This window comes from Bifidobacterium sp. VU/mBH4 (B4) (genome assembly GCF_058199535.1).
The window spans coordinates 481,561-499,647 of the sequence record NZ_JBVPQJ010000001.1; the positions used below are offsets into that span (position 1 = coordinate 481,561).

An 18,087-nucleotide genomic window follows, 5' to 3' on the forward strand; every position below is an offset into this window, starting at 1 on the left:
GAACGAATGAGAAAATCACAGTTGCGTGGGAAGCCACTGCCTAGTGAACCCCGAGTCAGGATCACATCAACTTTTTGGAAACAACGGCGGGAGCAGATCGCACGCGTGGTTTTGCCCTATCAGTGGCAGGTTCTCAATGATCAAGTCAATGTAAATGTGCCTGATGATCCAGCCGGCAATCAGGGTTCCGACCCACTCAGTCATGCCGTCAGCAATTTGCGCATTGCCGCTGGTGAGCAGGATGGAGAATTCAAAGGCATGGTCTTTCAGGATTCCGATGTCTACAAGTGGCTGGAGGAAGCCGCCTATGTACTGAAGTACCATCCGGATTCCCACCTGCAAGAGGTCTGCGATAGCACTGTGGACATTATTTCCCGGGCGCAGGCTCCAGACGGGTACCTGGTCACCGCTTTTCAGATTGGGACGGGTCCTTGGGCAGATCGCAGGCCTTTCACGCAGCTGCAGCAGTCCCATGAAACCTACAGCATGGGTCATTACATAGAAGCGGGAGTGGCCTATTACCAAGTCACCGGCAACAGGCAGGCACTGAATATAGCTTGTCGGATGGCTGATTGCATTGGTGCGCATATAGGACCTGAAGAGGGGAAACTCCACGGAGCCGATGGTCATCCTGAAATCGAGCTTGCCCTCTGCAAGCTCTTTGAGGCCACTGGTGAAGAGCGGTATAAGCAATTGGCTGCCTATCTCATCGATGTTCGTGGGCGGGATCCACGTTTCTATGCAAAACAACAAGAAAGCGCGCCAGGTGAGCAAATCGCGCCGGACATGGCCGGTTATCCTTTGCAGTACTTTCAGGCTGACCGCCCGGTTCGCCAGCAACAAACAGCCCATGGCCATGCAGTGAGGCTGATGTATCTATGTACGGGTATGGCCCATTTGGCTGCCATTACCCAAGATGCAGATTTGGAACGCACAGTACGCCGACTATGGCGCAACTTGGTCGACAAGCGTATGTACATCACCGGGAATATCGGGTCCACCCATGTCGGCGAGTCCCTTACCTACGATTACGACCTGCCTAATGACACTATGTACGGTGAAACCTGTGCATCGGTCGGGGCTACCATGCTGGCCGAGAGAATGCTTGCGTTGGATGCAGATGGTGAATATGGCGACATACTGGAGCGCGAGCTTTTCAACGGTGCCTTGGCAGGCATCAGTCTGGATGGACGTCAGTACTTCTATGTCAATCCGCTCCAGGTTGATCCTGAGGGCATAGACAATCCGGATCGTCATCACGTTCTGGCACATAGAGTGGACTGGTTTGGCTGCGCCTGCTGTCCCGCCAACATTGCCAGACTGATCGCGTCCGTGGATAGATATATTTATGCAAGGCCCGATGACTCCACAGTGCTCAGCCATCAGTTCATCGCCAATCAGGCCAGCTTTGACAATGGCCTTGAAGTTGTGGAGTCCACAAACTTCCCATGGAGTGGGCTTGTCGACTACGACTTGGCAATGTCCGCGGATGCGCCCAGGCCAGTTCGTTTCGGCTTAAGAGTGCCCAGTTGGACGGCCGATTCGTACAAGTTGACCTTTGACGGATCCGAAGAGTCGACGGAGCTTGACCGCGGATTCATCTATGTGGATCTGGCTCCGGGCCAGAAGAGCCATGTTCACCTGGAAATGGATATGGCCGTTAAGCTCATGAGAGCCAACTCGCGGGTTTCGTCGGATGCCGGAGCTGTTGCGCTTATGCGAGGCCCTCTGGTTTATTGCGCCGAGTCGACTGATAACCCAGGGAAGCTTTGGCAGTACCGGGTCCTTGTCGATCCTCAGAAAGTGACATCTGAATTTCACCAGGAACTGCTCGGCGGCATCGAGGTGCTGACCGTACCAGCCGTGTTTGATTCCGAGGATAGCCCTGATGATCCTCTCTACATCCCTCTGTCGGATAAGCACGAGCGATCGGTAAATATGAAGTTGGTTCCTTACTATGCTTGGGCAAATCGGGAGACAGGAAGCATGAAAGTCTGGTTACGGAGCTGATGAAGAAAGGTTTTGACTTTTTATGAGGGCCGCACAATAGCCCAAACTATTCCCCGATTCGCTCAATGCGTACTCACTTCGTGACTGCCTGCTGATGGATACACTCGTACTTCGGCAATCGCGGGGGCGGGTTTCGTCCCTGCCGCACCGGTCGAGAAAGAGGTAGCCACAGTGAGCAGCTACACGATGGAAACTGCACGTTGGATACGTCATGCCACCATGGACGACTTTGAGGCGATCATGCCTGTCTACGCCTATGCCAGAAAACGGATGGCTGAAACCGGCAACCCCCGTCAGTGGGGGGACAAGTACCCCCTGCCTGAACGCATCCGCGAGGACATCGCTGGGGGTCACACCATGCTCTTGGTCGATGATGCGGCTGGTATGGACCAAATTCCTGAGGATCCTGCCTATCCTGAACCTGAGTTGGACGAGCACAAGGGCAGCCACGAGCGCGTCATCGGCGTTTTTGCCCTCTTTCATGATCCGGAACCAGATTATAAGGTCATTGATGGCAGCTGGCTGGACGACCGGCCCTATACCACCATCCATCGGGTGGCTGCCTCGGGACTGGGGCGCCATGCCGCCGGGGACCTGCTTGACTGGAGCATGCGCCGGTACGAGAACATACGCGCCGATACGGGACTGAAGAACTACGCCATGCAGCACATCCTGGAGACCCACGGTTTCACCCGCTGCGGCAACATCATCATGCCTGAGAACAAGGAGATCGAGAATGTGCGGGTGGCTTACCAGCGGCACGATCGGCCCCTTGACCTGGCGGAACATGAAAGGGCGGCCAGGCATTTGGTTGCGGTCTGAGGGCAGCGACCAGCCGTCACGGCACCGTCGCACAATGGTGCCATGACATTGAGTGCAGCACCAGCATGGCGGTTCTCCGGGCCCGAGGGCAAAAGGCATTACGAGCAGGCTTTTCGGGCCTATCCCGGACAGATCATCGTGGACTTGCGAACCCTGAAGGCCAATATGGCCACCCTGGTGAATCTGGTTCATTCCACGAACCCTGGTACTGCGGTCATGGGTGTGGTCAAGGCCGATGCTTACGGACACGGGCTCATTCCTGTCGCCCTGGCGGCTTTGTCCGGTGGGGCAACTTGGCTGGGAACGGCCCAGTCCAGCGAGGCCCTGCGTCTGCGTCGTGCAGGCATCGGCCCCGACCGTTGCCGGATTCTGTCCTGGATGTTCAATGGGGACCGCGCCCCCTTTGATCAGTTGATCCAGGCTGACATCGATCTGGGCATCGGTTCCCTAAAGACCATGGACATGGCAGCCCAGGCGGCAGATCGGGCCGGCAGACCTGCACGCGTCCATATCAAGGTGGACACCGGCTTTGGACGCAACGGCTTCACCCCTGAAGCCTTCGGGGATGCCCTGCACGAGCTCTCCCGCCTGGCCGCCAAGGGGCTGTTGGAGCCTGTGGGGCTTTTCAGCCATCTGGCAGTGGCCGACATGCCTGGCGTGGACGAGTTTGTGTCGTCCACTGACGAGCAAATCGCGCTCTTCGAGGAGTTCTCCGACAAGATGACGGCCGCAGGCATGAAACCCGAAATCCGGCATTTGGCCAATACCGCCGCCACGCTCACCCGTCCTGGGATACGTTACGATCTGACCCGTCCGGGCATCGGCCTGTACGGATACGAGCCTGATCCCTCCATGGGGGTTTCGGCCGATTATGGTCTGCGTCCGGCCATGACCCTCCAGGCTCAGCTGGGCACCGTCAAGGATATGCCGTCCGGCCACGGCATCTCCTATGGGCGCACTTATCTGACGGAGAAACCCACCAGCACGGCCATCATGCCCCTGGGCTACGCCGACGGGATCCATCGGTCTGCCTCGGGCTTTGACCGCCAGGGCGCCATGGGCCGGGAGCACCGGGGCGGACCCGTCCGTCTGATGACTCGTCAAGGGCCCAAGTTGGTTCGCGTCGCTGGCAGGGTCTGCATGGACCAGTGCGTACTTGACCTCGAGGGCATGGCTTCCGACTTGGGAGTGAGCGAAGGCGATACCGTTGTTCTCTTCGGTCCAGGCAGTGGAGAGAATCAGGCTGAGCCAACCGCTGATGACTGGGCCCGGGCCGCCGACACTATCAGCTATGAGATCTTCACCTGTCTGCGTAGCCGGATTCCTCGGCTCTACCTGGGTGTGCATGAGGTGGTCGACCCTGCCGATCTGCGCTTGTTTGCCCCGGAATCCATTCTTTGAGACCACTATCACAGGTCGAACCCAGGCTTGGGGCCTTGTCAAGGGGCAATATAAGTGGTGAGATGAGGTTATGACTACATATACAGGAAATGAACCAAGCAATATCTCATACACAGCCGTAGCTGACATCACCGGAGGCCGCGAGGGCCATGCGGACAGCCATGAGCCCGATCTCTCCCTGGATCTGGACACACCAAAGGCCATGGGCGGCAAGGGCCAGGGCACCAACCCCGAGCAGCTCTTCGCCATCGGTTGGGGCGCCTGCTTCCAGGGAGCCATGGGACTGGCCGGCAAGGAGCTGCGTGTGCCAGCCACCAAGTTGGCCCAGAGCAAGGTGCGCACTCATATCTCCCTCGGTGACCAGGGCGAATCCTTCGGCATCAAGGCGCAGATTGAAGTCTGCCTGCCAGGCGTCGATCGTGATCTGGCCACCCGCCTGGTGGAACGCACCCAGGAGCTCTGCCCCTATTCCAAGGCCACGGCGGGCAATGTGCCCACTGAAGTGGTGGTCGTGGACAATCTGGACTGAACGGAGCGGGCGCGCCTGATGGGCACTGACGAGGAGGGCGGATCCCGCCTGCTGGCCGAGGGCTACTCTGCCCAGGATCAGGAACGGTGGGCCCCAGAGCCCCCAAAGACCAGCAGCAGGACCGCCTTTGAACGCGATAGGGCGCGCCTGGTTCACTCTTCGGCGCTGCGTCGGTTGGGGGCCAAGACGCAGATTCTGGTCGCTGGAACTGACGACTTTGCCCGTACACGGCTGACCCACACCCTGGAGGTGGCCCAGATCGGCCGGCAGATTGGCACCATGCTGGGCTGCGACCCCGACGTGGTGGACTGTGCCTGTCTGGCCCATGACCTGGGCCATCCGCCCTTCGGCCATAACGGCGAACGTGCCCTGTCCTCGCTGGCCTCGGATATTGGGGGATTCGAGGGCAATGCGCAGACCCTTCGACTGCTGACCAGGCTGGAGCCCAAGGTCTTCCATCCGGACGGACGTTCAGCAGGAGTCAACCTGACCAGGGCCGCCCTGGACGCTGCGGTCAAATACCCCTGGACCCTGGCTGAGGCCTCGGCTCATCCCAAGGGGGAGAGGACTGCCAAGTTCTGCGTCTACCCTGACGACCAAGAGGTCTTTCATTGGCTCAAGCAGGGGGCGCCGCAGGCCAGCACTCCTATGGAGTGCCAGGTCATGGATTTGGCTGATGACATCGCCTACAGCGTCCATGACGTGGAGGATGCCATCGTGGTCGGTTCTTTTGTGCCTGAGCGGCTGGCTGAGCCCCGGATTATCGATGGCGTGGTTCGGGCCGCCCGATCCTGGTATGGCGACCGATGGGATGCCGACCAGCTGGTACGAGCTTTGGAAACCGTCCGTGGCATGTTGCCGTTGGGTTTCGACGGTTCACGTCGGGCCCTGGCTACGTTGAAGAACACCACCAGCTATCTGATAGGGCGCTTTGCCGACTCCGTGGAGGCGGCCACCCGAAGCCGCCATGGCCAAGGTCCACTGACCAGGTACTCGGGGGGGCTGGTCATTCCTCCCCGGACCTCCTATGAGATTGTGGCCTTGAAGGGGATTGCTGTCTACTTCGTCATGGCTCCCCGTGAGAAGGAGCCCTTCCATGCAGAGCAGCTGAAAATCGTGACCGACCTGGTTGAGGTGATGATGGCCGACTCGCCAGCACCTTCGGATGCTCTGGAGGATGTCTTCCTGGAGGATTGGCGCCAGGCGGGTTCGGATGAGGAGCGCCTGCGGGTGGCCATCGACCAGGTGGCCTCCCTGACCGACGGCTCGGCCTTGGCCCTGCATTCCCTGGTCTGCCCCTAGGCCTGCGGCATTTATGCCGGGCGCAACACATCGGCCTGGGCCGGTAGGCTGGATGTCATGTCCGGAATGATCAAGAAGGAAGACATCGAGAAGGTCAGAGCCAAGGCCGATCTGTATGAGATCGTCTCTGAAAGTGTGACTCTGAAGCCTTCAGGTTCCGGCACTTACATGGGCTTGTGCCCCTTCCACGATGAGAAGTCCCCTTCCTTTTCGGTGCGTCCATCCATGGGGGTCTGGCACTGCTTCGGCTGCGGTCTGGGCGGCGATGTCTTCACCTATGTTGAGCAGGAGGAGAACGTCGAGTTCGGCGATGCCGTCGAGATCCTGGCAGACAAGTACCAGATCGAGCTGCATTATGAAAACTCCCGTCAGGACAAGCGCCGTGGGTCCAAACGTTCCCGGTTGCTGGAGGCCAACGAGGAGGCCCAGCGGTTTTTCGTCTCGCAGATCATGAGCAAGGAGGCGCTGGCGGCGCGCAAGCTCTTGGCGGGCAGAACCTTCTCCCAGGCTGACAGCGCCCATTTCGGCTGCGGATACGCCCCACGCGGATGGGACAATCTGGTTCGCCACCTGGCTACCAAGGGTTTCACACAGCAGGAGATGCTGGATGCCGGTCTGGCCAGGCAGGGGCAACGGGGGGTCTATGACTACTTCCGGGGCAGGGTCACCTGGCCTATCAGGGATTCCACGGGCCGCACCCTGGGCTTCGGCGCTCGCAAGCTCTACGAGGACGACGGCATCAACGCCAAGTACATCAACACGCCGGACACCCAGCTCTACCGCAAGAACCAGGTGCTCTATGGCATCGACCTGGCCAAGGACGCCATTGTCAAAAAGCGGCAGGTGGTCATCGTGGAGGGTTATACCGATGTCATGGCCTGCCACCTTGCTGGGGTCGACACGGCTGTAGCCACCTGCGGCACTGCCTTCGGCGAGGATCATGCCAAGATCGTCCGCCGGCTCATCTCCGACGATGCCCTCGGCGCCATCCAGCTGGTGGGGCCGGTCCAGGGCTCCCGGGTGGTTTTCACCTTCGACGGTGATGCTGCCGGGCAGAAGGCTGCCCTGCATGCCTTTGGCCTTGACGGGAGCTTTCTGACGCAGACCTTCGTGGCAGTGGCTCGGGAGAATCTGGACCCCTGCGATCTGCGCATCCGCTACGGCGATGAGGCCGTGCGTTCCCTGGTCGAGCACGCCCGACCGCTGTATGACTTTGTCATCGACACCGCCGTGGCCATGTTCGACACCCAGTACACCACCGGGCAGATGGGGGCAGTCAAGGCCGTGGCACCCATCCTGGCTCAAATCAGGGACCGCTCCCTGGTGGGGGCCTATACCCGTAAGACCGCCAGAAAAATCGGCGTGGATCTGGATCTGCTGCGTCAGGAGGTCAACAGGGCACGTCGTAAGCTGCATGTGAAGGACCAGGATGCCTATGCGGTCCGAACTCCTCACCGCGGTGCGGGTGAATCAGAGGGTCGTGCGGGCCAGGGCAGTGACGATGCCATGCGACGCCGCAGGATACAGCGTGAGGACGCCCTTCGACAGGGCTACCACCACATCGATGATGCCGTCTTCATCTGCGAGCAGCAGTTCATGGGCGTGCTTATCCAAATTCCCAGAGCGGTCGGGTCGGATGCCTTTGGCCAGCTCAGCCCAGACAGTTTCGAGGTTCCGATTTTCCGCTCCCTCTATCGGGCTGTGCAGGCCGCCGGAGGACTGCCTGACAGGAAGACGCCCCAAGGACTGTGGATGCACAATCTCACCAAGGCGGGCGGGCCCATGCTGGAGTCGGCCATCAATGAGCTGGCCGTCATGCCCCTGCCGCTGAATCTGGATAAGCAGGAGGATAAGCAGAGGGACTCGGGACCGGGTTCCAAGAGAGGCAATAAGAAAGAAGACCAGGGCGAGGGCTCCAAAGAAGCGGATGTTCAGCTGAAGCAGCCTAGCCCGGAGGAGCGTCAGTATGCCTCCGAGCTGTTGGCAAGGCTGTTGGATGCCACCTACATGCGGCTGATCGCCTCAGTCAAGCACCAGATGAATCAGTTGCCCGACGGTCAGGAAAAGTTCGACCTTCTCGGCCAGCTCACTCAATACGAGACCCAGCGCAACGAATTGCGCAACCAGGTCTTCGGCAACGCCGAGTGATCTGGTGGCCAGAAAAGTTGATCCTCCCTGTCCTTGTCGAAGTTTTCCTTGTAGACAGGGACGGAGAGGACCTGGGGTTGGTGTGGTCTCTCCGTTAGGCGGGGAAGGATATCTGTGAGTTGATGCAGGTCATCACAGTAACAATGATCGCGGTAATGATGCCACCCAGATAGGGATTTCTGGTGTGACGGTAGATCGCCCGGGTCACCAGAGGCATGACAGCCAGCGGGACCAAGGGTGTCAGCATCCAGTCTGGTATCTGTGTGTTGTTACCGAACAGGCCGTTGACTCCAGTGACGAAGAAATACCCGTATCCAACCACTGCTATAAGCAGAGCCGGCAGCATGTTGAAGAATGCCAGCAGACCTATGTTGGCTGTTGAGTTCCTCCCGAACGAGGTGGAGTAATTCAGGCTATTGATGAAGACCGATGTAGTTCCGTAGGCTACAAGGAAGAAGGGCAGTAGCTTGAGCATCTCAGGAATCTTGTCAGCGGTAAATGGTCTGGCGGCCCAGTACCAGAAGCGGAAATCGGAGTTGAAGAGGAACTTGCATGTGAAGATCAGCAATATAGCCAGAAGACTGACTGTCAGTGCAAGCGTTATTGTCTGCCAAAGTCTTCCTCCACCGATGGGCAGATCAAGATCCGAGACTTTAGTCCCCCTCTTTCGCGCATACAAGCGGTACCACAGAATTGTCAACGCGATCATGAATATGGCATTCAGGCAGCCCCACACACCGTAGAACAAGGGCATACCTTGCCGAAAGTAGTTGCCGATATGCTTGTCGACTTTCAGCCCGAACAACGTCAAGGCGCTGGCAACTGAGAAGGCGGTGGCCGACAGTAGGCAGACCCAAAGCCATACTGAACCTCCCTTATGAGCATCAGCTTGACGCATGCGTGCCGGTTCCTCTGAGCCGGCCTTTTTGAAGAGGCTGGTTCTGACTAGACAGAGTGTTCCATAGACCATGAAGAGCATGAGGCCGATCAGTCCAAGAAGCCCTCCGACCATTTTGACAGGATAGATATGATTGCTGTCGGCAAGGTCGGTTTTCATGTTGAAAGCCCTAACCATGAATTGAACAGCATCGGTGCATGGTTGGGATAGGAAGAGCACTGTTCCGTGCGTCCCGTTCTCCATATAAATGACGTGTGAGGCTTGATGGCCATTGATCTGCTTGCGGTACCACCGGCCGCTGATCCCCGCAGGTGTATGGTCAGTGGGCGTAATGCCGAAGTTGAGGAAGGACCGTGCGTTATTTGATTTGAGGTACTGCGGGTTGGGCTTAATTTTGCCAGTCGACGTATCTTTTTCCTTGAAAGAGTAGTCGTCGTATTTGCCGGCGAGTACTCCTACGGTGCGCTCGCGATAGTAGTTGAAATACTTACCGTTGGTATTCTTCTTGGCTGCTTCGACGACGTTCGTCTTGCCGGGAACATACCCGAAGGCGGCCGTCTCGTTGTCCTTATAGACCGGGTCTCGGCTGACATAGAGCACGGTCTTGATCAGTGGATGCTGGCGCTTGTTGTCGATCAGGATGGATTCATGGATGGTGTTCCCGCCTCTTGAATGCCCTGAAACCCCTATCCGATCAGCATCGACAAAGGGGAGAGAGGTGAGGTATTCCACCGTGTCATACAATCCGCGTCCGTTCACAAGCCATTCCTGGTCATTGAGAATTTCGGATTCACCATGGCCATAAAGGTCGAAAGATACCACCACGAAACCTCTGCGAGCCCACTCAATCTGGAAGTCATCGCTTTTTTCCTTGTTGGTGTTGCCTCCGTGAGCAAAGACAATGGCAGGTGCCGGGTGCTTAGGAGAAGCCGATTTTGGCTGGAGCATATCCATGCTCAATCGGTGGCCTGAGGGCGATTCAATCTGTAGCGTCTCCTTGGTAACGCGTCCCCCATCGGTTTGAGCCAGATTGGACATAAGTCCATACGCCAGACAGAGAATTAGGGAAATGACCAGACCGATGGCCGGATTATGAATAATGTTGGTTTTTCTCATGGGTTCATCCTTTTCACGATGTTTGCGTAGCCGTCCAGGATTGTTTCTTTCATTGATGATCCTCTTTGTTCATCGGATATATGGGTGCCGAAACCAGCAACGACTACGACAGGCCCAGTTTTGGTGCAAGACAGAGCACAGTAATCGTTCCCCGTTTAGATAACCGGTGATGCCTTACTGATATAGTATTACCGGTAAGGCATGACAACATGTTTTTTATGAATACCTTGGCCTTGTGGCACATTCTCAAGTACCGAGCGGATGGGCGGAATACGCCGTGGTATTAGGCTTGAACATACAACGTCGAAGAACGGCTTTACATTACAGCCAAGAGTTCGTCGCCTATAATGCCAACCTTTCTCGGTTTGCATATCAACAGTTGGAGCATGGCCAGTCACGGCCTGGGAGTCCAGCCAATCCCAGTTTGATCAACATAATGGCAGTTGCTCAAGTACTTAATGTGAGCCTGGACGAGTTACTGCCTGCTCCATGGCCAGATCTTCATGCTAAGTAGTGCGGGGATGGAGCCATTCTCAAGACAAGCCCTGCCGATAGGGTGAATGCATGAACAAGGAGCATCAAAAGAGAGCAAGTCGTGCCGGTTCGGCTGACAAAGCCTGGTCTGTTGAAGGTCGTCGACCGCTTGCTGTCTTCTGGGATATGGACGGAACCCTGATCGACTCAGAGCCTTACTGGCATCAGGCCGAGGTAGATCTAGCGCGCAAGCATGGAGGAGACTGGAATACTGACATGGGTTGGCAGGTTTCCGGCAAGCCTCTGCCCAAAGTGGCAAGGGTGATGCGCGAGCGGGGTCTTGACCTTCCAGAGGATAAGATTCCGGATCTGTTGATCGACGGGGTGATTGCCATGGAGGAGCGTCACATGCCTTGGATCGACGGGGTCCGCGACATCCTGGCAGATCTGGTTGAGGCTGGCATCCCCTCCATTCTGGTCACTACTTCGCCACGCCGAATGGCTGAGGCTGTGGTCGCCAAGGCTCCTGACGGAGCTTTTGCCGACTATGTGTGTGGGGATGACGGACTGGCGCAAAAGCCTGATCCCGCTCCTTATCTGCATGCGGCGGGTCTGCTGGGCATCACAAGTCCTGATCAAATGGTCTCTTGCTTGGCTTTCGAAGACACCCTGACTGGCATCACTTCTGCTGTGGCATCGGGAGCCACCACTGTGGCCTATACCGGCACCAACCCGGTCGACACCTCTTCGGGTCCTCAGTTCGCTTCCATGAATAGCTATGTTGGAGTCACCTTGGATGATCTTTCCGCACTGATCGCCAAGCGACTCGGGCAATCGGGGTCGCCAGCTGCGCAGACTTGCTAAATCGATCCGCCTACTGCAGGGGCCGGTATTTTCGGCTGGAGCCGCGCGAAGTGGCCACTGGATACCTGTCGGCCGTCCTGTGCAGTTTGTCCATGATGATTCGATCCATGTCGAGGTTCAGCCGATCCGCCAGCTGGATGCAATAGGTGAGCACGTCAGCCAGTTCGTCGCTCACATGGCCTTCATCCCCGTCCCTGGGATCGTCCCCCCACTGATAGCATTCCAAGAGCTCGGCAGCTTCGATGCAGATTGATTTGGCCAGGTTGGCGGGCGTGTGGAATTGATCCCAGTCGCGCTCGTGCACAAAATCCATCACCGCTGTTTCCGTTTCCTTGCTGATCATGATTTCGAGCCTATCAGCCGGCCCTCCTGCCATCAGATTGGTGTGGGTTCGTGGCATAGTGAAAACCATGGATTCATCAAGCGCGCCGCAGCCTGTGGTGATGACGCTGCCCTATGGCGATTTCAAAGATGAGGATTTTTCCAAGGCTATTACCGAGTACAAGCGGACGAAAGTTGTTGGCGGTCAGGGCAGTAAGGTGGAGAGGAGGCTGCTTGAGGAGCTGTTCCTACGATATCCCACCGTGTATATCGTCTCTGCCGACGAAAGGGACAGCAGCAAAAAGCATGGCGGTGAGCCTCCTTATGTGGTTTACGTCGGGGAAACCAACGATATCCGTTCTCGAACCAGGCAGCATATTGAGCTGGACCCACGGACCCGGACGGATTGGGAACGCCTGGTGCGATTCATGCGCAATCATCAGGACAGGGTTTGTCAATACATCATCGGCGATCGCCACTTCAATAAGTCCTTGACCTTGGATATGGAAAATCGGCTGATGGGGTATATGCAGAGCGTCGACGCGGTCAAACTGGTTATGAACCGTAGAACCAACGCTCAGGACATGTACTACACCAGCGATGAATTCGACAGCATCTTTTCCAAGGCTTGGCAGACTCTGCATGAAATGGAGCCCGATCTGTTCCCGGAAGAGAAGACGATCCTGGACTCTGCTCTGTTCAAAGCCTCGCCCTTCCGCAAACTCACCGACGAACAACGGCGGGCTGAAGAGGCTGTTCTTCATGTGTTGGAGTCGGTGATTATTCAAAACCCTGGCGAAGGTTTCCACTCGATGACGGAGTCGACGGGCCCGGTGCAGATTGATGGTGACGCCGATACCCAGGTCATTGTCGTTCAGGGTATGTCAGGGACTGGCAAGACCGTTTTGCTCAGCCATCTCTTCTATCAAATATGTGCTAGATATGGCATCTATGGAAATTTGAACGACAAGGACGATAACCATTCGTCAAAGGCCAGGCAGCGTTCCTACATTATTGTCAACCAGACCGAGCAGGCTAATGTCTACAACCAGATGGCTCTGAAGCTGGGATTGCAGAAGAAACGCGGTCAGTGTGTGGTTGGAGCTGTCCAGTTCATCAACCGATTCAGCAAGCACACCAATCGAAATGGCCGGTCCACAGGCAGGGCAGCTGACCCCATGAATAGCGTCGATGCCAAGGCGGATGTGGTGCTGATTGACGAGGCGCACCTGTTGCTGACGCAAGGGTCGCAGAGCTACTCCGGAAGCAACCAGCTCTATGACATCCTACGGCGGGCAAAAGTAGCCATCGTGGTCTTCGATCCCGAACAAGTCTTGCGTGGGTCCCAGTTCGTGGATGCCCAGGAAAGTCGGCTTCTGGGATTGACTGGTTCCGAGCATGACAAGGCCTTCTCGCAACCAATGCATATCCGCGAAAAGTCACGGGACGGTCAAGCGCACGAGGATACCTTCCAGGTCAGTCATGTTCGTTTGGATCAACAGATGCGTATTCAGGCTGACCCTGCAACCTGCGCCTGGCTGGATCGGATGACAGCCAAAGATGGCGTCATTGAACCACTGCATCCGGATCCTTGGGAGCATCCTTATGAGATTAAGGTTTTTGATTCGCCCAAGGATTTAAGGGAGTTTATTCGTTATAAAGACAGGGAGCAAAGGGGAGATGGCTCCTTGGGCCTTTGCCGACTCCTGGCCACCTATGACTGGCCTTACAGCAGCAAGAAACACCCGGATCCACTGGATTCCTCCCGTCATTGGCAGGTTGTACTGCGCCAAGGGGATTCAGGCCAGTGGGTGTGGGCTGAAGAGGGTCAGGAAGGGGATGGTGAATTCGCCATGCCTTGGAATTACGAGCTATATGAGGCCCAGGGAAACTCTGCTGCAAATCACCGGATTGCCTGGGCCGAGCTGCCCTTCACCATCGATGAGGTGGGCTCCATATTCACCATCCAAGGTTTTGACCTCAACTACGCGGGGGTCATCATTGGACCATCAGTCACTTATAGGAATGGAAAGATCAAATTCGAACCGAAGTTCAGTTGCAACACACTGGCGACTAATCATCGGTCGGAGCCAGAGATGAATCCTGTGGATAACCTTCGTCATGAGTTCAATGTGTTGCTCAAACGAGGGGTGCACGGATTGGGGCTATTCGCAGTCGATCCCGAGCTTCGGAATCGACTGGCCTGGGCAGTGGGTGGGTTCGCCCGCGTCCAGGACTGACCAGCTTAACGCGCCTACAAGGATTGAATGCCAATCAGGGGTATCATGTCCTGGGCCATGATCCATGGCCCAGGACATATTCATGAGAAAGGCGCAGGCGAGTATATGACGACGCGCAAGATCATCCTGGACTGCGATCCAGGTCATGACGATGCGGTGGCTATCCTTCTGGCAGTAGGCGATCCGCGGATCGACCTGATCGGAGTGACTACGGTTGGCGGCAACCAGAGTCTGGACAAGGTTACCTACAACGCGAGGGCTGTGCTGGAAAAGGCTCATGCGCGCCAGGTGCCGGTCCATGCCGGATGTGATAGGCCCTTGGTGCGTCCTCAGGAAGTAGCCGCCTCCATCCACGGCCAGACGGGTCTGGACGGTGTCGAGCTCCCCGAGCCTACCCGACCCCTGGATCCTGGCCACGCTGTCGATTGGATCATCGAGACCATCATGCGCGAGGAGCCGGGCACGGTGACTCTGGTTCCCACTGGACCCCTGACCAACATCGCTATGGCCGTTCGCAAGGAACCCCGCATTGTCGATCGCGTTCAAGAGGTTGTGCTCATGGGTGGCGGCTACCATGTGGGCAACTGGAGCGCTGTTGCTGAATTCAACATCAAGGTGGATCCCGAGGCCGCACATATCGTCTTCAACGAGCCCTGGCCGGTCACCATGGTGGGGCTGGATCTGACTCATCAGGCACTGTGCACCCCCGAGGTTCAGCAGCGCATTGAGGGCATCGGCACCGATCTGGCCCATTTCGTCAGCGGGTTGATGGACTTCTTCCGCAAGTCCTACCAGGACAACCAGGACTTCGTGGATCCGCCTGTGCATGATCCCTGCACTGTGGCCTATTTGATCGACCCCTCTGTTGTGAGCACCCGTCGTTGCCCGGTTGATGTGGAGCTGCGCGGGGACTTGACCTGCGGGATGACCGTGGCCGATCTGCGCGGCCCTGAGCCCTCTGCTGAGGACTGCCACACCCAGGTGGCTGTCAAGCTGGACTTCCAGGGATTCTGGGACCTGGTGGTCAAGGCCATCACCACGATTGGTTGAAATCAATGAAGACTTCGAACGCAGCCGCACCCAAGACTGACAAGCCCGCTGCCACGACCGCTGGTGGCTCTGGCGCTTCTATTGTCGCCTTGATGACGGCCCTGATGGCCGCCGTCTTCGCCTTCCAGCTCAACGCCTCCATGCTCTCGCCGGCCCTAACGACCATGGAAACCGAGCTCAATGCCAGCAGCTCCAGCATTGGTCTGACACAAACGGTGTTCTTCACCTCCTGTGCCGTCTTCTCCCTCTTCCTGCCTCGGCTGGGCGATTTGGCCGGCCGCAAGAAGGTGCTGCTGGGCATGCTGAGCCTGACGGCGCTGGGATGCGTGGTCTCCGCTCTGGCTCCCAATGTGACGATGCTGATGATTGGGCGCGTCATTCAAGGAGTGGCCGGTCCGGTCGTACCCATGACCCTGATCATGCTGCATGCCGAAGTGACCGATGAGGCCCGCTACGCCAAGCTCATGGCCGTTTTGACGGCGGTCAACGGTGGCATCGGAGGCGTGGATGCCATCCTAGGCGGTTGGCTGGCCGGCACCTTCGGCTTCCGGTCGGTCTTCTGGTTCATGGTGGCCATTGCAGTGATTGCTGTCCTCCTAGTAGCAGTTTTCGCCCGCGAGAGCTATGCAGACGATCGTCCCCGCATGGACTGGGCCGGCGTGGTCTTCCTCTGCATAGCCTTCCTGGCGGCCTACCTGGCTATCAACGAGGTCGAGAAGCTGGCTCAGGCGCGCTGGATCCTGGTGGTCGTCGAGATCCTGGTTGCTGCGGTCTTCTTCATGATCTTCTGGAAAGTCGAAAGCACCACGTCGGCACCCATGGTCACTACCACCTACCTCAAGCAGCGGCGCACCTGGGGCCTTCTGCTGACGACTCTGACCACCATGGTCGGCGTCTTCGCCATCATGAACGGGATCGTTCCGGCGCTTGCTCAGGATGGCGAGGTCGGCGTCGGCTTGAAGGCCAGCATCGTCTCCTTTGCGACGCTGACCCCATATGCCCTGGTCGGTCTGGTCTTTGGCCCTGTGGCTGGGATGCTGGCCTCGCGCTTCGGCTATCTCAAGGTTCTGAGAGTCGGTCAGCTTGTCAGCGTTCTGGGACTGGTCTTTGGCATCTACGTCTGCCTGGTTCCCAGCATCTGGAGCCTGGTGGCGCTCTCCCTGATCCTAGGTGTCTCCTACGCAGGGACGGCTAACATTATGCTCAATGGGCTGGGCGTGGTTCTGTCTCCTGCGGACAACACTGGTTATCTGCCGGGACTCAACGCCGGAGCCTTCAACCTGGGCTCAGGCCTGAGCTATGCGGTCCTCTATGCATGCATGAGCGGCTTGGCAGTATCCGGCGGAGCCCGTACTGGATACATTGCGGCTATGATCGGCGGCGGCGTGCTGGTGCTGATCGCCTTGGCTCTGTCCTATCTGATTCCCGAACCGGGACAAATGAACGACAGGTAATATTCCGGTGTGATAGGGGTCCTGCGGATGTACTGATTCGCAGGACCCCTTTCCATGTCTCATAGGCATCCGACTCTATGCGTATCCGACAAGGGTCAAAAGTCGGGGCCAGTCAAGCTAGCAGCCAGTAGCGCCGAGTGTCCCCGACCCCGGGCTTAGGGGCGGAAAATAGCGCCAGGAGAGGCCCTGTAAGCAGTGGGCGGGCGCGTAAACTAAGTGAGGAATTCGTTCGCCGGAGGTGACCATGCAACATCGGGTGATCGGACTGCTGAAGAACGAAACCGTCCTGGTCGTCGCGGCAGTCATCGCTCTCGTATCCTGCATCCTCATTCCTCCCGACCGGCAGTATCTTGGCTACATCCACGTCAATACCCTTACCCAGTTGGGATCCCTCATGATGGTGGTCTGCGGATTTCAGCGCATCGGGGTCTTCCATGCCATTGGTGCCGGCCTGCTGAGTCGTGTCCGATCGGTGCGGGGCCTGGCCTTGGTGCTGGTTTCCCTTCCTTTCTTCTCCAGCATGTTCATCACGAACGATGTAGCCCTGGTCACCTTCGTGCCTTTCGCCATTGCTGTTCTCATCATGGCCGGCCTGGAGAACCATGCCCTGCTGATCGTCGCCCTGATGACCTTGGGCGCCAATGTGGGTAGCATGCTGACGCCCATCGGCAACGCCCACAACTTATACCTCAAGGCCCGCTCCGAGATGCCTGCCGGGGAGTTCCTCCTCCTCATGGCGCCTTATGCCCTGGCTGCAGCCCTGATGCTCTTCCCATGCTGCTGGTTCGTTTTCAGGAATCAGCATTTGAACAAGTTCGAGGGCATGGATGCGCAAGAGATTCGCCGCAGCATACTAGCGCCCAGGGAGGAGGGCATACAGCCTCAGGTCAAGGAGATGCAGCAGTCCAGCGGATGGCGCATCGCCATCTACCTCCTGCTCTTTCTTGTCTGCCTGCTCGGTGTGGCCAAGCTGATTCCCCAGTGGGCCATGGTCCTGGTGGTGGCAGTGACCTTTCTGATCTGCGACAGGCGGGTCTTTCTGCATGTGGATTGGGGACTGCTCCTGACCTTCGTGGCTTTCTTCATCTTTATAGGCAATGCCAGACGGATCCCCCAGTTCTACAACCTGGTCAGCAGCCTGGTCAATATCCACCCTTTGATTACCTCGGTCCTGTGCAGCCAGGTCATCAGCAATGTGCCCACAGCCCTGCTGGTCTCAGGTTTTTCGACAGCCTGGCGCCCGATCATTCTGGGTACCAACCTGGGCGGGCTCGGCACCCTGGTTGCTTCGATGGCCTCACTGATTTCCTACAAGGCTGTGGTCAAGCAGTATCCGGGCAAGAAAGGCGATTACCTGAAAATCTATACCGCTTTTAATCTGCTCTTCCTCGTCGTGTTGGTTGGCATGGCCCTGCTGCTGGAGTAGACTACCCCCATCAACCAGGAATGGTGCCGCTG

General features: G+C 57.5%; 14 protein-coding genes. 12 read left to right on the forward strand and 2 right to left on the reverse strand.

The window, feature by feature from the left end; translation table 11 throughout:
- Nucleotides 1-6: 6 nt before the first annotated feature.
- The 6 genes from AC0AII_RS02110 (at nt 7) to dnaG (ending at nt 8,212) form a co-directional block, all read left to right on the forward strand.
- Nucleotides 7-2,010 (forward strand): glycoside hydrolase family 127 protein, encoded by a 2,004-nt coding sequence (locus AC0AII_RS02110; RefSeq protein ID WP_490445910.1) that lies wholly within the window; start codon nt 7-9, stop codon nt 2,008-2,010.
- Nucleotides 2,011-2,196: 186 nt separating this feature from the next.
- Entirely contained in the window at nt 2,197-2,832 is a 636-nt protein-coding gene (locus AC0AII_RS02115; RefSeq protein ID WP_490445911.1) for an N-acetyltransferase, read from the forward strand.
- 42 nt (nt 2,833-2,874) lie between these two features.
- Nucleotides 2,875-4,233, forward strand: a complete 1,359-nt coding sequence (gene alr / locus AC0AII_RS02120; protein WP_490445912.1) for an alanine racemase — start codon at nt 2,875-2,877, stop codon at nt 4,231-4,233.
- 70 nt (nt 4,234-4,303) lie between these two features.
- Nucleotides 4,304-4,762, forward strand: a complete 459-nt coding sequence (locus AC0AII_RS02125; protein WP_198189294.1) for an Ohr family peroxiredoxin — start codon at nt 4,304-4,306, stop codon at nt 4,760-4,762.
- Nucleotides 4,763-4,780: 18 nt separating this feature from the next.
- Nucleotides 4,781-6,064 (forward strand): deoxyguanosinetriphosphate triphosphohydrolase, encoded by a 1,284-nt coding sequence (locus AC0AII_RS02130; protein WP_101432664.1) that lies wholly within the window; start codon nt 4,781-4,783, stop codon nt 6,062-6,064.
- Nucleotides 6,065-6,121: 57 nt separating this feature from the next.
- Nucleotides 6,122-8,212 (forward strand): DNA primase, encoded by a 2,091-nt coding sequence (gene dnaG / locus AC0AII_RS02135; protein ID WP_490445913.1) that lies wholly within the window; start codon nt 6,122-6,124, stop codon nt 8,210-8,212.
- A 94-nt stretch (nt 8,213-8,306) separates the two neighbouring features.
- Here the strand turns inward: dnaG and AC0AII_RS02140 are convergent, their stop codons facing one another.
- Complete coding sequence (locus AC0AII_RS02140) at nt 8,307-10,226, reverse strand: alpha/beta hydrolase (RefSeq protein ID WP_490445914.1); 1,920 nt, start codon at nt 10,224-10,226, stop codon at nt 8,307-8,309.
- A 277-nt stretch (nt 10,227-10,503) separates the two neighbouring features.
- On the opposite strand from AC0AII_RS02140, the gene AC0AII_RS02145 reads away from it, so the two are divergent.
- Complete coding sequence (locus AC0AII_RS02145; protein WP_231575814.1) at nt 10,504-10,740, forward strand: helix-turn-helix domain-containing protein; 237 nt, start codon at nt 10,504-10,506, stop codon at nt 10,738-10,740.
- A 50-nt stretch (nt 10,741-10,790) separates the two neighbouring features.
- Entirely contained in the window at nt 10,791-11,564 is a 774-nt protein-coding gene (locus tag AC0AII_RS02150) for an HAD family hydrolase (RefSeq protein WP_490445915.1), read from the forward strand.
- Nucleotides 11,565-11,574: 10 nt separating this feature from the next.
- Here the strand turns inward: AC0AII_RS02150 and AC0AII_RS02155 are convergent, their stop codons facing one another.
- Nucleotides 11,575-11,907 carry a nucleotide pyrophosphohydrolase gene (locus AC0AII_RS02155; RefSeq protein ID WP_490445916.1) on the reverse strand — a complete coding sequence of 111 codons (333 nt, stop codon included), beginning with the start codon at nt 11,905-11,907 and terminating at the stop codon, nt 11,575-11,577.
- 67 nt (nt 11,908-11,974) lie between these two features.
- Here AC0AII_RS02155 and AC0AII_RS02160 point away from each other — a divergent pair, with 67 nt between their 5' ends.
- From AC0AII_RS02160 to AC0AII_RS02175, 4 genes are all read left to right on the forward strand, one after another.
- Nucleotides 11,975-14,125: a DUF2075 domain-containing protein gene (locus tag AC0AII_RS02160; protein WP_490446091.1), complete on the forward strand. Its 2,151-nt coding sequence runs from the start codon at nt 11,975-11,977 to the stop codon at nt 14,123-14,125.
- A gap of 105 nt (nt 14,126-14,230) precedes the next feature.
- Nucleotides 14,231-15,175 (forward strand): uridine-preferring nucleoside hydrolase UriH, encoded by a 945-nt coding sequence (gene uriH, locus AC0AII_RS02165; protein WP_445340283.1) that lies wholly within the window; start codon nt 14,231-14,233, stop codon nt 15,173-15,175.
- A 5-nt stretch (nt 15,176-15,180) separates the two neighbouring features.
- Nucleotides 15,181-16,629, forward strand: a complete 1,449-nt coding sequence (uriT, locus tag AC0AII_RS02170) for a uridine transporter UriT (RefSeq protein ID WP_490445917.1) — start codon at nt 15,181-15,183, stop codon at nt 16,627-16,629.
- A 244-nt stretch (nt 16,630-16,873) separates the two neighbouring features.
- Entirely contained in the window at nt 16,874-18,055 is a 1,182-nt protein-coding gene (locus AC0AII_RS02175; protein ID WP_490445918.1) for an SLC13 family permease, read from the forward strand.
- Nucleotides 18,056-18,087: the final 32 nt, after the last annotated feature.

Excerpts from the sequence above, each read along its gene's own strand:
- AC0AII_RS02110 (WP_490445910.1), top strand. The coding sequence starts at position 7 with ATGAGAAAATCACAGTTGCGTGGGAAGCCACTGCCTAGTGAACCCCGA.
- AC0AII_RS02115 (WP_490445911.1), top strand. The coding sequence starts at position 2,197 with ATGGAAACTGCACGTTGGATACGTCATGCCACCATGGACGACTTTGAG.
- alr (WP_490445912.1), top strand. The coding sequence starts at position 2,875 with ATGACATTGAGTGCAGCACCAGCATGGCGGTTCTCCGGGCCCGAGGGC.
- AC0AII_RS02125 (WP_198189294.1), top strand. The coding sequence starts at position 4,304 with ATGACTACATATACAGGAAATGAACCAAGCAATATCTCATACACAGCC.
- AC0AII_RS02130 (WP_101432664.1), top strand. The coding sequence starts at position 4,781 with ATGGGCACTGACGAGGAGGGCGGATCCCGCCTGCTGGCCGAGGGCTAC.
- dnaG (WP_490445913.1), top strand. The coding sequence starts at position 6,122 with ATGTCCGGAATGATCAAGAAGGAAGACATCGAGAAGGTCAGAGCCAAG.
- AC0AII_RS02140 (WP_490445914.1), bottom strand. The coding sequence starts at position 10,226 with ATGAGAAAAACCAACATTATTCATAATCCGGCCATCGGTCTGGTCATT.
- AC0AII_RS02150 (WP_490445915.1), top strand. The coding sequence starts at position 10,791 with ATGAACAAGGAGCATCAAAAGAGAGCAAGTCGTGCCGGTTCGGCTGAC.
- AC0AII_RS02155 (WP_490445916.1), bottom strand. The coding sequence starts at position 11,907 with ATGATCAGCAAGGAAACGGAAACAGCGGTGATGGATTTTGTGCACGAG.
- AC0AII_RS02160 (WP_490446091.1), top strand. The coding sequence starts at position 11,975 with ATGGATTCATCAAGCGCGCCGCAGCCTGTGGTGATGACGCTGCCCTAT.
- uriH (WP_445340283.1), top strand. The coding sequence starts at position 14,231 with ATGACGACGCGCAAGATCATCCTGGACTGCGATCCAGGTCATGACGAT.
- uriT (WP_490445917.1), top strand. The coding sequence starts at position 15,181 with ATGAAGACTTCGAACGCAGCCGCACCCAAGACTGACAAGCCCGCTGCC.
- AC0AII_RS02175 (WP_490445918.1), top strand. The coding sequence starts at position 16,874 with ATGCAACATCGGGTGATCGGACTGCTGAAGAACGAAACCGTCCTGGTC.